Source organism: Sphingomonas hengshuiensis, from assembly GCF_000935025.1.
Lineage (GTDB): Bacteria > Pseudomonadota > Alphaproteobacteria > Sphingomonadales > Sphingomonadaceae > Sphingomonas > Sphingomonas hengshuiensis.
Genome location: NZ_CP010836.1, coordinates 26,868 through 38,998, shown reverse-complemented (window position 1 = coordinate 38,998; position 12,131 = coordinate 26,868). Strand labels below are relative to the sequence as shown.

Sequence of the window (12,131 nt, the reverse complement as noted above, 5' to 3'; positions counted from 1 at the left end):
TAATAGCTTTGGGCCGCCCTCCGACCTCGTTCTCAAGCATTTATAGGCCCAGAACGCATGTCAAGGCATCGCAAACGCCATAGGCTGGAACATTGAGGATCGATCGCCCTACGTGCGGAAACCATGCCTTAACGTGTGAATATCCCTCAGACAAAGGATCCCCCGATGCGAGCCATAAAGAAGACACGAATTTTACCTGCAATCGCGGCGTTGGGTTTCGCGCTCAATTTATCCGCTCCTGCTCTTGCAGTAACAGAATGTCCAGGTCGCGTTGTAAGCGTCTACTCCGGAGAGCCTGGCAATTTCTTCATATTTCTGGATTCGGGAAGCGGCGGCTTCGTCCCCCCAGGCGCTAACTACATCCAGGCATCTGTCGCCATTGCGCTGAGCGCCCTTTCGACGGGACGCGAAGTGTTGATCCGGTTTGCCGCAGATGGTGTAAGTTGTAATGCACTGCGCAATGACATGATCGGTATATGGATGAAATAGCGCATTGCCCGTGCGGAGAGCCGCATTTAGTCGAACGTAGCGCCTCGGATTTGACGTGCGAAGGAGAGAATTATGAGCAATACGATACGTAAGACATTTCTATTTCTTTTGGGCTCGATATTATCCTTTACGTGCCCAACTGCGTTTGCGCGGCCTGGCTCCAGCGGCACAGTCGTCTTGTCAGCTGTGCACGCCGAGAATGGTTATATATTCCTTCGGGCAAACTCGATAGCAAACCCTGATGGTTGCGCGAATGCGTCGGTTATCCGCCTTGCGCCGGCGTCACCCGAAGAGCTTGATCGGATGCTGAGCATCGCATTGACGGCATTTGCAACCAAGTCGGAAGTACATTTTTGGCTTGTTGGTTGTGTACCAAGTAATTGGTATCCCTCGATTCCGCAGGCTGGCATGATCGAGGTTGTTGATTGACATATCTGCCCCGGGGGTGAAGCGTGTAAACGTGGGCCGTGGCCAATGTGGGATCAAAACTGATTTGAAGAATTGCCGAAATTGGCACTCGTTATAGTGATGGGGGAAGGTCATGAAGATTAGGCATTTGGTCACCTATCTCACCACCTGTGTCGCGCCAACGCTCGCGCACGGCGAAGAGGCCTATGGGAAAGTGATGTTCGTCGAAGGGCACATCAATCCCGCCTGCCGCCAAATCGCGATCAAGCCCGACAGCGGTGCGTCGCTCCTCTACTTTCGCGTGCCCGACACGGGCGCGGATAACAGCATTGAAGCCGTGGCACTGACTGCTGTCGCAACTGGATTTAACGTGAGACTTATTTACACTAGCGGGGTCACCACGGGTTGTGGTTCGGAGCCTCGAGTGGAGTATATCAGGCTCGAGCGGCCCTAGCCCCTCCCGGCTTATAAATGGCGCAACATATTTAGGAGCGCTCGACGAAGACTCTGACCTTGAGTGCGATGAGCATTATTCTTACAACCTTTACGCCTGCCAGCGCCTCCTACTCGCAATTTGGTAGCATAAGCCTTATTCATGGTATGCCGAATGGCGCAATGATATTCACGCATGATGGAGCCAGAACTGCGACTCCTTCCTGTGCCACTGGAGCAACCGCTACTCGCTGGGCGATAAACGCTACGACCGACGGGGGTAAATTGCAGGCATCCATGTTGTTGAGCGCTTATGCGTTGAACAAGAAGATTGTGGTTTTGGGCACGGGTACATGCTCGGCGTGGGGAGACACGGAAACGGTTGACTATATCATCATAGAATAAATCGTATCACCCTATATTAATAAAGCATTGAGGGGCAACCACCTGCAGCAGCAACTAGAAGCATTTGTGCCGTAGCTAACGTTGCACAGTTCATGTGGCGTTTCGCGTCAGATCCCAAGCCCCCGCCCCCTGCCCAGCTCGATCCCATGGTGAAGCGCGAACGCGTCGCCAAGCGGCCGGCTCGTTTCGAGAGTCATGCCGAGCTCCTTCCTGCGCGCAGCGAGGATCGATTCGATCTGCGGGTCGCGCTCAAGCTGCTGGACCATTCCCTTCATTTCGTCGCGAATGGCATTCTGCCAAAGTAGTGCTGGCGAATAATTGCCGCATTTCATTTCATATCGTTCGGGATCTAATGAGACCTGTGCGCGGGAGGGTGTAGACAGCTGCTTTTATCGCTGATTCTATGGGTTTTCCGAAGGGGAGAGCCGGACATGGCGCATCGTTCAATTGGTCAGGAGGGGTTCGGTTTTGCTGGGCGCGCACGGTCCACATCATCGCTTGACGAGCTTGGCAAGCTGATCGATTGGGAGCCGGTATCGGCCGTTCTTGCTTCGCTTTATTCGGCTGGCAAAGGCGAGCAGGCCTGGCCGCCGCTGGCGATGCTCAAGGCGCTACTTCTCTCGATCTGGTACGACCTGTCCGACGTAAAGCTGGCCGAAGCGCTCGATGATCGAGCCTCCTTCCGTCGCTTCTGTGGATTCTCAGGATCAGAGGCGACACCCGAGCGGACGGCATTCGTGCGCTTTCGCAAGGAGTTGGTCTCCCATAAGCTGGATCGACTGCTGTTCACGACTGTGACAGCGCAGCTCACATCCAAGGCAGTAACGGTCAAGGCAGGCACGCTGGTCGATGCGACCATCATTACCTCTGCCAGCGAGGGCGATGGAGATGCGCGCTGGGTCAAGCACAAGGGAAAGCGAGCCGTTCACGGGTTCAAGGCCCATGTCGGGGGGCAGTGTCAGGAATTTCGTGTGCGGGTGGGCGGATTGAACATTATGCCGCCATGGCTCTGATGAACCGCTCACCGAAGATAACGGCGAACTGTGCCTTGGCCATGGACCATTCCCGTGGTGGCATTTTCCACTCTTTTTCCGACCGGTTCAAGATCAGGTAGAGCAGCTTGGTGGCGGCCTCGTCGCTGGGGAAGTGCCCCCTGGCGCGGACGGCCCGTCTCAGCTTCGAGTTCAAGGCCTCGATCGCATTGGTCGTATAGACGATCCGGCGGACCTCGTCGGGGAAGGCGAAGAATGGGATCACCTCGGCCCATGCGCGCCGCCAGCTTTGGCCGATGGCGGGATAGCGGGTGCCCCAAGGCCCTGCCTCGAACGCCGTCAGCGCCTGTTCGGCGGCCTCGGCGCTGGGGGCGCGGTAGATTTCCTTGAGCGCCGTCGCCAGGCCCTTGCGGTCCTTCCAGGAGACGAAATCCATCGAGTTTCGCAGCAGATGGACGATGCACGTCTGCACGACCGCGTCGGGGAATACGGCGGTGATCGCCTCGGGAAAGCCTTTCAGCCCATCGACCACGGCCAGCAGGATATCTTCGGTGCCGCGGTTCCTGAGCTCGTTCATCACCCGCAGCCAGAATTTGGCACCTTCATTCTGCTCCAGCCACAGGCCGAGCACTTCCTTCGCGCCATCGGCGCGGACGCCCAGCGCGATGTGGATCGCCTTGTTGCGCACCATGCCTTCATCGCGGATCTTCACCCGGATCGCGTCGAAAAAGACAAGCGGATAGACCGGATCCAGCGGCCGCTGCTGCCAGCTGGCGACCTCGTCGAGCACCGCGTCGGTCACCGTGCTGATCAGGTCCGGCGAAGCGTCGATGCCGTACAACTCCTGGAGATGGCCGGCGATTTCCCGCGTGCTCATGCCCCGCGCATACATCGACACGATCTTCTCATCGAAGCCGGGAAACCGGCGCTGGTACTTGGCGATCAACTGCGGATCGAAGCTCGACTGACGGTCGCGCGGCACCGCAATCGAAAGGCTGCCGGTGTCGGTTATCACGGTCTTGCGGCCATAGCCGTTGCGCGTGTTGCCGGCACCGTCCTCGCCGGCGAGGTGGTGATCCATCTCCGCGTTCAACGCGCGCTCGGCCAGCGCCTTCTTCAGCGCATCCAGCAAGCCGCCGTGTTGCAGCGCCGCTGCCGCATCCCCGCCGGCCAGCAATTGGTCCAGCACTTCATCTGGTATCGTTGGTTCTTTGCGTCGGGCCATATCGGGTCTCCTTCTTACCCACTATGCCCGCCCGCACACGAAATTCCTGACACTGCCTGTCGGGCAGATGCCGATACGGCGCTGGTCGAGCAAGTGTCGATCACATCTGCCAATATCAATGACGGCAGAGCAGGCCCCGAAGCGCTGCCCGACAATCCCGGCGAGGTATTTGCGGACAGCGCCTATCGCGGCAATCACTTTCGCGATGCCGTGCGGGCCAAAGGCGGCGTACCGCGGATCGTCGCCACCGGCATGTGGGGCCGCGACGAACAGGAAACGCTACGCAAGCTCAAGGCATGGAACCAACCAATCCATCGCGTACGCGGCCGGATCGAAAAGATCTTCGGGACATGGAAGCGGTGCTACGGCCTGCGCCGAATGCGATGGCGAGGTCTCGCCAAAGCCGCCGTCCAAGTTTACCTCACCGCCATCGCCTACAACCTCAAGCGCACCATGAACATTCTCGCGGCCCAGGCATAAAAGGCGCCACCGCTCTGACCAGAGCGTGGCGAGGTCGCTCCATCGCCACCGACAGGCAATAAACAACGCTTTTCAGTGATCTACACCCTCCCGCGCACAGGTCTCATTAGCAATCGCGCCGAGCTGTTCAAATGAACCGAGCCATCTCTCCTCGGCCCGCTTCAACGCGCACGCGATCTGCGCCTCGCTGAACTTCAATCTCTTCATCGCTCACTCCATCGCCTGACCCTCAATCCTAAACTGGAATTTTCCAGCTAAAAACGGTCCAGGAAACGGGCAGCAGGTCAGGGGCAGATCAGCGTTCGGTGACAACAATATCCGTTGCCGGATCATCCAGCCCAGCCGGGTCCCGAGAATTCATCGGATCGTTGTGAACGTAGGCATACATGTTTAGACCGTCATCGTAGCCAATCGGATCAATCTGCATGAACCGCCCGAGCGTCGAAGAATGAAGAACATTGCTCAGCTCAGATCAGCCCCACATCTCATGCATTTCGGATTAACTCGCAAGAATCCATTTCCCTCTTGCAACGCTAGGGAGGCCCCACATTTCCAGCATGACTCACTGAAAAATAGAAATCCGATGAACGGATACGCGATTACCGGCATCACCCAAGAGATCACACCCATCATCGCAAGAGCTGAAAGTATAACTATCGCAAGAGCATAAATACGCATGCGCAATAGGATCGCGAATTTATTTTTATTTTTCATTTACAGGGGCTTTCGGACCGATGATACAATGTTCCTGTTCCCGTTTCTGCCAGGTAAGCGCCGTAACGAGGACCAACTCCTACGCCTCCCCCTCCTGAAGGGGCGCCGAATCCCGGGCCATTTTGGTTAATCGGAACAGACCCGTATCCTCCCAATCCAAGACCCGCCAAGCCGCTTGGCACAGCGACCGCCCCTGAAAGTTCTATGCCAGCTGTGCCAGACCAGCCTGGTGCGTTGGCGGCCCCCTGGTTGTCCAACGATAGACCTGCGCCGCCGTAGGCACCATATCCGAAACCAACCCCCACGTAGGAATCAAATTCTAGGCTACCGTCTCCTCTGATCGACAGGCCCACCCCTCCCTTCTCAAATAGTTCCCAACCAAGTCCAAAGTCAGCCCCTAGACGCAACCTACCATTCGAGCCAAGCAAGCCAGTCGCGCGGCAATAAAGAGACTCAATCGCCTGCGGCAACCATACTGTAGCTGGCTTGTGATTTGGGTCACCATTGCTTCCGCTCCCGCCCTGCAAGAGAGAACGGAAAGCATTTGTAAGCAGAAAATTCATATCGAGACAGTCGTATGCGGGGGCGGTAACGACGATCCCTTCAGAAGTTTCTACAGCGTCCTGCGTGGAATGCGGCCTGATCACTAGAGCCTGAAAGAATGAGCAGGTTCCAGACGGATCAATTCGGTTAATTGCATCATTCCCGACATAAGCGTACTTGTTTAATCCATCACCATATCCAATTGGATCAGCTTGAAGGAATCGGCCCAAAGTTGGCGAATAAGTCCTAGCCTTGTAATGGTACATGCCTAGTTCCGGTAACCAGACCTGGCCCGTATATTGAAAACGCCCGGTGTTGCCTCCGGCTTGCGGGATTCCGAATTCATCGTAGCTATTAGTGGCGATCTTGTTACCGCTATTGTCGGCAACGGCGACGATTGATCCACGCTCGTCTGCGTAGAGGAAGCGACGATCGCTGGTGCCTGGGCCTTCGTACCACACTATCGGCTCATCGTCGCCGGGTCCGAATACATATCGCCGTACCACACCAGCGCCATTGCGTTCTTCGATTATGTGATCTCCATCGTACTGCATCCAGGTAAGCAAACCGGTGCCCGTGTTTGACACCCAATGAAAGCGTCCAAGCGGATCGTGAGTCACCACGTAGCCGCCTGGCGCTGTCGCGAGATGGTTCTCGCTCGTGTAACCGAAAGCGCTACTTCCTGATTGCGTCAGGTTGCCACGAGCATCATAGCCGAGAGAAGTGGCCCCCGCGTTGGTGTATTGGTTGAGGCCATTGCTGGCGTACCCACGATTCACGTTCAAATAATCGTTGAACGCGTAAACCGGGTTCGAACTGGTCCTACTTGTGATCTGCCCTGCTGGATTATATTCAAACCCATAGCTCTGATCGAAGCTGCTACCGGAGAGATCGTTCGTTAGCGAATGCAGTCTGGAAGCAGGATCGTAGACATAGGACGTGCTCGTTCCGTTGGAGCGCGTCAGCGAACTCCTGAGTCCCAGGTCGTTATAACCGAAACCGGCTAACGTGGTGCCACCATTCTCCCTAATAGCGCTCAGCAGACCGGCATTGTCGTAATCATAGGTTACGTAAAAGCCGTCGTTCCAAGTCAGGCGCGAGCGGCGGCCCGCCACGTCATACTGCCAAGATCGCGTCGTCCAATTGCTTGATTCCACGGTCTTCCGTCCGAGAGCGTCGTAAGTGAAATTTGCGACGTGCCCGTTGGTGTCGAGGGCCTGTGTGAGATTCCCCTGCAGATCGTACGCATAGGAAACATCATATTCATAAGGTGCTGTATTGGGGGTGTCCTTTGAAATCAGACGGTTCAGGAGATCGTAACCGGTCAGGATAGTGGTCCCATCCCGGAGGCGGCGCCAAGTCACGTTCCCGTTCGGGTCATGGCCGACCTCTTCGAAGTCTGCCGTCGAGGCCGCGCACGCCGCACTTGACGTGGTTTGGAAGCACTGCCGATTCAGACGATCGAAGGGGTCGTACGAGTAGGCCGTTACATTGCCTTTTGCGTCCGTGACGGTCGCGATCTGCCCGTTCGAGGTGTAACTCATCGACTCGGTCGCGGCTGCAGTGGTCCCATAACCCGATATTGCGCTTACCAAACGACCGGCGCCGTCATACGCGATCAATGTCACGCGATCAGGCCCGTTGCCGCCGCTGGTCTGGGCCACACAAGCATCCGATTGGCCGGCCCATTGGTTCGGGTCCATGCGCACCGCCGCGCAAAGAGGCCGGCCGACGGCGTCATATTTGTACTGGGTCACGGATTGGGCAGTGCCACCGGCGATGACCGTATCACCAATCTTGCGCCGATAGGGATCATAGGTGGTCTGAACTGATTGCAGCGAACTGAAGCTTGACCAATCCGTTGCCTCGCTAGGAAGGTTCCCCGTCTCCGCGAGCGCAACCTGGCCATCACCAGCATAAGTGAACCGTTGAGCGACTGGCTTGCGTGGTCCGCTGCCATCGGGGTCGGCACCCATGGTTGCGATCAGCCTCCGGTTAACGTCGTAAGCCATGCGCGAGACATCTACGCTGCCCGGCAACGGCCCGTCTTCGGACGCAACATTACCGTTCGAATCGTAGGTGAAGTACTTCGTGGCAGACCCAGAGCCATCTCCCCCAGCGCGAATGACGCTTACTGGAAGGACGTTGTTTGGCGTACCTGGCGAGGCATATGAGATCGTAGATCGCGCTTCATCCGCCGTATTGGCGCAGCTGGAAAGCGTGCGACAACCCGAAACGGTCGTTAAAACCGAGATTGGCAGGTCGATCGGTTGCGCCGCGGCGTCATAAGCTTGCTGGTTGGAGTAGCCGTACCGGATCTGCGGTGAAACTCCATTAACCGCCGGGTAGGTGACACTATTCAACTGCCCATTGGCAGTGTTCCAATCATACAATGTGACCGCCTGTCGAGGATCGGTCGTCGAAACGGGCTTGTTGCACGTCTTGGCGTTAGTCTGGTCGCAAGCCGCCGGGTACGTGGCGGACGAGACGATATCGCTCCAGTTGGTCCCCGTTTTACCGGTCACTCGAGTCTCGATTGTGTTGCCACGCGCGTCATACTTAAAGACGGCGCCATTGCCCTCCGCCGAGGATACCTTCTTAAGCAATCCAGCGGGACAACTGGACTCACCCGAGGTGCAATATTCGAGATTAGTGACTTCAAGCACATTCGCAGCGCTATCGCGCTTCTCATCTTTGCTCACGCGGTACGACGCATCAAAAGTCAGTGTACGCGTGCTGCCCGCTGGGTCCGTGACCGAAGCCGTCGTACTCGTGTTGCTGTAGGTCCATGCGACAGGCCCGCGACTGACGGATGACACCACCGTGCTGGACGGCTCGTAGGTTATGGACAGGTTATCGGTAGTGGATCCTGGCAATCTGATAGAAGACAGCACACCTGAGTATCCATATGTGGTGACATTAGACGCTGCGTCCGTAACGCTCGTCAGCTTCTGGGGCACGTCATATTGAGTGTCACCCCACGTATATGTAACGTAATTGGGGATACAGTTGGCACCACACGCCAGATTCACCGCGTCGACACGCACCAGTGTCAGCCAACGGATATCGTCCCGAGGCTGCGGATATCCATAGAGATGCAGAGGTGTTTGCTGATATGTGTAGTTTAATCTGTATCCAGCGCTGGACGTTATTGATGAAAGCCTTATCGCTTCGCTATAATAGGTGCAATTATAGCACGAGTCGAAGCTCTCGTATTCAAATGTCCACTTAGTGCCATCTGGATATATGACACTCTGCCCCAGCTCAGATGGATATCCTCGATCAAACAATGCGCCTACGGAATAAAAGTTGACCACGGTTCCGTCAGCCGATTTAAACGAAGCCCGATTACTACTGAGTGTCGCTCCGTTGGATTCTAGCGATTCATACTGTCCTGTAGAATAGTTATAATTAAATCCCACAGAAGAACCGTTAAACGTTACAGTAATTGTATTACCAGACGGCAATATTCGCGGCACAAGCGAATTCCGCCATCCGCCTATCCACTGCCGTTTGTGCCGCAGGCCCCTGTGGTCAGACGGCCCTATCGACAGGTCCGTGCCAGTCGCCATATATTGGCGCCTGAGGATATCGACACCGTTCTCATCGACAGCGCTTCGGATGGGAGGTACGCCCGCCTGCGCCATTGCAGGCGCGGACCACGCAAGGGCAAGAATGCCCAGCACCGCCAAGAACCATGCCCTCATAACCCCTCCCCCTTCTCGCTGTACATCGGCTTTACTTTATACCAGGAGCGGCAGGCCTTCCCACCAGCCTAGCCGCGCGAAGCTGCGACAGGCTTAGCTGCACAAGCCTCGAGCTAGAGCCATCTGACTGCCCCAGAGCCGCGAACCTCAACACACCCTTCTCAGCAAAATCAGATAGGTCCACATCGGATGGTCCGAGAGCCGAGCGTCTGGCGTCTGAACTTACTTGCAGCGGTTCTCTATTCAGATCTTGAATAACGGGAGAGCCCGCATCATCAGTGAACACGAGAATAGTGCGCTGTTCCCCGCGCAGGACCATCTTCACGACCACTGCACCCGTGCGCCGGTTCTGCACTGCCTGAAATCGGTCGGCGGCACCCAGCATAGTTTTGTGCTGTCCGCAGCGCGCCTGAAGGAGTGGGCCGCTCTCCTGAGTGCCCATATCCAACACTTGGCAGACCTCGCTATTTGGACCGAGGTCACCTCCGGCCGTCGCCGCTACGTCCTGGAAAAACAGTAATAACGAAATCATACCGCCCCTCTTGTAGCCGCAATCTCACCGCAGACGATCTAGAAGCCGAAAGAGACTGTCCAACCGATCACATCAGGGGCTCTCCCTGCTGAGCTCGGCGTAAGTCGACGTTAAATAGCCCCCGCTGACAACAACGAAGTCGACATAGAATATATCTTGACCAGAAGATCCCCACCATGGCAGCTTTGTGATCGAGACGATGCCGCTATCCGAATTGAGCGTCAACGTGCCCGACTTGGCGACGTAGCTCATACCCGCCGTAGCGCTGCCGTTCCTTGTCGTGTAGGAAACCATCGTTGCAGCGCCGCAGCTTCCTGACCGGGACAAGCCGACCTGAAAATCACTATTGTCCCAACCTGACGGCAAATAAGTGCCACCAGAGGGAGACACCGCGCAATTCTGAGAACTCCCGCCACCGCTAGGCGGCGTCGCAATCGTTACGTTCGTCCGATTCCCAGCCGCGTCGTAGGTATAGCTTGAGGTTGTACCGTTGTTGGGCCCGCCCGTATTTGCCACCGAGACCAACCGACCGAGCCCATCATAGCCATAGGTGGCGGTTTCCTGCGCGAAAGCAGGGGATGCCGCGGCTAACGCGGATAGCGACAATAACCTATACCACACTATCCCCTCCCCTTGATCATATTACCCATTCGACTGCGTCAAATTTGTTACGGTACGCCAGCCCTTGTTTAACCTTGCGTATCGCCAACGAAGGCGGACGCCGGGTTTTCAAGTAGTAACGCAGGAACTATCAGCGCGCACAGAATCGTTCATTGCGGTGCGCTCGGTCGCATCATCCTTATTATTCGGGTTATTTCAAGGGAATATTATCGACTTTGAACGTTCGATGTCGGATTAGGTCGTGAACCCATAAACGGGATTCCCAAGGCCGCGCATTTCTGATTCATATGTGGACGCCCCCTTGGCAAGGGCATTTTGTCGGGATGGGTTTGATCGGTTGCTTTCATATGTCCGGCCTGTTTGTGCGGCATACGTGTTGCCGCTGGCCCTGATGGAAATCCGCCGGTGAGGTCCCTAAACAGGCTGCCGCGCGTTGAAGCGCATTGAATCAGACGGGTTGGTCTCACCATTGGCTCGATCGTTACTCATCATCGACTGCCATTACCATTTCGGGTGACCTGGGCTGATCAGGTCAAATTGGCGTAAGGGTGATAGGCCTCCTTGCGGGTCAGCACGACCCAAGCGATCCGAGCGAGTTTGTTAGCCAGGGCCACCGAGACGAGCCGGAAGGGCTTTTTCTCGGAGAGCTTCCTGATCCAGTCCGCCATCGGCGTTGGCTTATCCTTGACGTGGCGCATGACTGCGGTGGCTCCGACGACGAGCAATCGGCGCAGGTATCGGTCGCCCTGTTTGGAGATGCCGCCAAGTCTGGTTTTTCCCCCGGTTGAGTGTTGTTGCGGTGTCAGACCGAGCCAGGCGGCGAACTGCCTGCCTGAAGAGAACTGCTCGGCATCCGTAACGGTTGCAGCTATTGCTGTTGCCGTGATGATGCCGAGGCCGGGGATCGCGGCAAGTCGGCGACTGGCCTCGCTCTCGGTATGCCAAGCGGCAAGCTGCTGATCCAGTTCCGCAATCTCGGCGCTGACGGCCATGATCTGTCGGATCAATATCTCCAATGCCGTACGGGCGTAGGATGGCAAGGCATTCCTGTCAGCCATCACCTGCTCGGCCAGCTTGGCGAGGTTGCCAATGCCGGGGTTGGCAACGTGGCCCAGCTCGGCAAGATGCGCACGCAGAGCGTTGGCGAGCATCGTCCGTTGCCGTACGAGAAGGGATCGGGCGCGATGGGTCATAAGAATGCCCTGCTGCTCGATCGTCTTGACGGGTACGAACCGCATTGTCGGCCGCTGCACGGCTTCGCAGATCGCTTCGGCGTCTAGCGCATCGCTCTTGCCCCGCTTCACGTAAGCCTTGACGTACGATGGCGGTATCAGGCGGACTTCGTGGCCCATCGCTGCAAGCGTGCGAGCCCAGTGATGCGCGGTTCCGCAGGCCTCCACCGCGATCAGGCAAGGCGGCAGCTTCGAGAAGAAAGGCAGCATCTGCTTGCGGTGCAGTTTCTTCACCAGCACCGTGGCACCGCTCTCGTCGATGCCGTGTGCCTGGAATACGCTCTTCGCCAGATCGAGCCCAATCGTCGTGATCGTCATGCAAACGCTCCTCTTCCTCTCGGTTGACCGACC

Annotated in this window: 13 protein-coding genes; 7 read left to right on the top strand and 6 right to left on the bottom strand. The window is 56.7% G+C overall.

What is annotated here, in order from left to right; translation table 11 throughout:
• The first annotated feature begins 165 nt into the window (after positions 1–165).
• From TS85_RS25085 to TS85_RS00175, 5 genes are all read left to right on the top strand, one after another.
• Complete coding sequence (locus tag TS85_RS25085) at positions 166–489, top strand: hypothetical protein (protein ID WP_155006248.1); 324 nt, start codon at positions 166–168, stop codon at positions 487–489.
• Positions 490–561: 72 nt separating this feature from the next.
• The gene (locus TS85_RS25080; protein WP_155006247.1) at positions 562–918 is read left to right on the top strand and encodes a hypothetical protein; all 357 of its coding nucleotides are present in this window, start codon (positions 562–564) and stop codon (positions 916–918) included.
• A 127-nt stretch (positions 919–1,045) separates the two neighbouring features.
• Positions 1,046–1,351 (top strand): hypothetical protein, encoded by a 306-nt coding sequence (locus TS85_RS00190; protein WP_155006246.1) that lies wholly within the window; start codon positions 1,046–1,048, stop codon positions 1,349–1,351.
• Between the two features lie 529 nt (positions 1,352–1,880).
• On the top strand, positions 1,881–2,039 hold the full coding sequence (locus TS85_RS25075) for a hypothetical protein (protein ID WP_155006245.1): 159 nt from the start codon (positions 1,881–1,883) through the stop codon (positions 2,037–2,039).
• Between the two features lie 126 nt (positions 2,040–2,165).
• Positions 2,166–2,747 carry a transposase gene (locus TS85_RS00175; protein ID WP_227698609.1) on the top strand — a complete coding sequence of 194 codons (582 nt, stop codon included), beginning with the start codon at positions 2,166–2,168 and terminating at the stop codon, positions 2,745–2,747.
• On the opposite strand, the gene TS85_RS00170 is transcribed toward TS85_RS00175, so the two are convergent.
• The gene (locus TS85_RS00170; RefSeq protein ID WP_044329672.1) at positions 2,728–3,951 is read right to left on the bottom strand and encodes an IS256 family transposase; all 1,224 of its coding nucleotides are present in this window, start codon (positions 3,949–3,951) and stop codon (positions 2,728–2,730) included. The genes TS85_RS00175 and TS85_RS00170 overlap by 20 nt on opposite strands.
• Between TS85_RS00170 and TS85_RS00165 the strand changes: the two genes are divergently transcribed.
• The gene (locus TS85_RS00165) at positions 3,865–4,431 is read left to right on the top strand and encodes a transposase (RefSeq protein WP_227698608.1); all 567 of its coding nucleotides are present in this window, start codon (positions 3,865–3,867) and stop codon (positions 4,429–4,431) included. The genes TS85_RS00170 and TS85_RS00165 overlap by 87 nt on opposite strands.
• 72 nt (positions 4,432–4,503) lie before the next feature.
• On the opposite strand, the gene TS85_RS26220 is transcribed toward TS85_RS00165, so the two are convergent.
• The 3 genes from TS85_RS26220 to TS85_RS24375 all read right to left on the bottom strand — a co-directional run bounded on the left by TS85_RS26220 (position 4,504) and on the right by TS85_RS24375 (position 8,390).
• The gene (locus TS85_RS26220) at positions 4,504–4,638 is read right to left on the bottom strand and encodes a hypothetical protein (RefSeq protein WP_265102105.1); all 135 of its coding nucleotides are present in this window, start codon (positions 4,636–4,638) and stop codon (positions 4,504–4,506) included.
• Between the two features lie 88 nt (positions 4,639–4,726).
• Positions 4,727–4,897, bottom strand: a complete 171-nt coding sequence (locus TS85_RS24380) for an RHS repeat-associated core domain-containing protein (RefSeq protein WP_227698765.1) — start codon at positions 4,895–4,897, stop codon at positions 4,727–4,729.
• Between the two features lie 244 nt (positions 4,898–5,141).
• A complete protein-coding gene (locus tag TS85_RS24375) occupies positions 5,142–8,390 on the bottom strand; it encodes an RHS repeat domain-containing protein (RefSeq protein ID WP_162184672.1) in 3,249 nt (1,082 codons plus the stop codon).
• Positions 8,391–9,621: 1,231 nt separating this feature from the next.
• Here TS85_RS24375 and TS85_RS00155 point away from each other — a divergent pair.
• Positions 9,622–9,915 (top strand): hypothetical protein, encoded by a 294-nt coding sequence (locus TS85_RS00155; protein ID WP_044329671.1) that lies wholly within the window; start codon positions 9,622–9,624, stop codon positions 9,913–9,915.
• 84 nt (positions 9,916–9,999) lie between these two features.
• Here the strand turns inward: TS85_RS00155 and TS85_RS25735 are convergent, their stop codons facing one another.
• Both TS85_RS25735 and TS85_RS00145 read right to left on the bottom strand, forming a co-directional pair.
• The gene (locus TS85_RS25735; protein WP_044329669.1) at positions 10,000–10,179 is read right to left on the bottom strand and encodes a hypothetical protein; all 180 of its coding nucleotides are present in this window, start codon (positions 10,177–10,179) and stop codon (positions 10,000–10,002) included.
• 896 nt (positions 10,180–11,075) lie between these two features.
• A complete protein-coding gene (locus tag TS85_RS00145) occupies positions 11,076–12,098 on the bottom strand; it encodes an IS110 family RNA-guided transposase (protein ID WP_044329667.1) in 1,023 nt (340 codons plus the stop codon).
• Positions 12,099–12,131: the final 33 nt, after the last annotated feature.

Coding starts and splice junctions, on each gene's coding strand:
- TS85_RS25735 (WP_044329669.1), bottom strand. CDS start 10,179: ATGAGCTACGTCGCCAAGTCGGGCACGTTGACGCTCAATTCGGATAGC.
- TS85_RS25085 (WP_155006248.1), top strand. CDS start 166: ATGCGAGCCATAAAGAAGACACGAATTTTACCTGCAATCGCGGCGTTG.
- TS85_RS00175 (WP_227698609.1), top strand. CDS start 2,166: ATGGCGCATCGTTCAATTGGTCAGGAGGGGTTCGGTTTTGCTGGGCGC.
- TS85_RS25075 (WP_155006245.1), top strand. CDS start 1,881: ATGGTGAAGCGCGAACGCGTCGCCAAGCGGCCGGCTCGTTTCGAGAGT.
- TS85_RS26220 (WP_265102105.1), bottom strand. CDS start 4,638: ATGAAGAGATTGAAGTTCAGCGAGGCGCAGATCGCGTGCGCGTTGAAG.
- TS85_RS00145 (WP_044329667.1), bottom strand. CDS start 12,098: ATGACGATCACGACGATTGGGCTCGATCTGGCGAAGAGCGTATTCCAG.
- TS85_RS00170 (WP_044329672.1), bottom strand. CDS start 3,951: ATGGCCCGACGCAAAGAACCAACGATACCAGATGAAGTGCTGGACCAA.
- TS85_RS25080 (WP_155006247.1), top strand. CDS start 562: ATGAGCAATACGATACGTAAGACATTTCTATTTCTTTTGGGCTCGATA.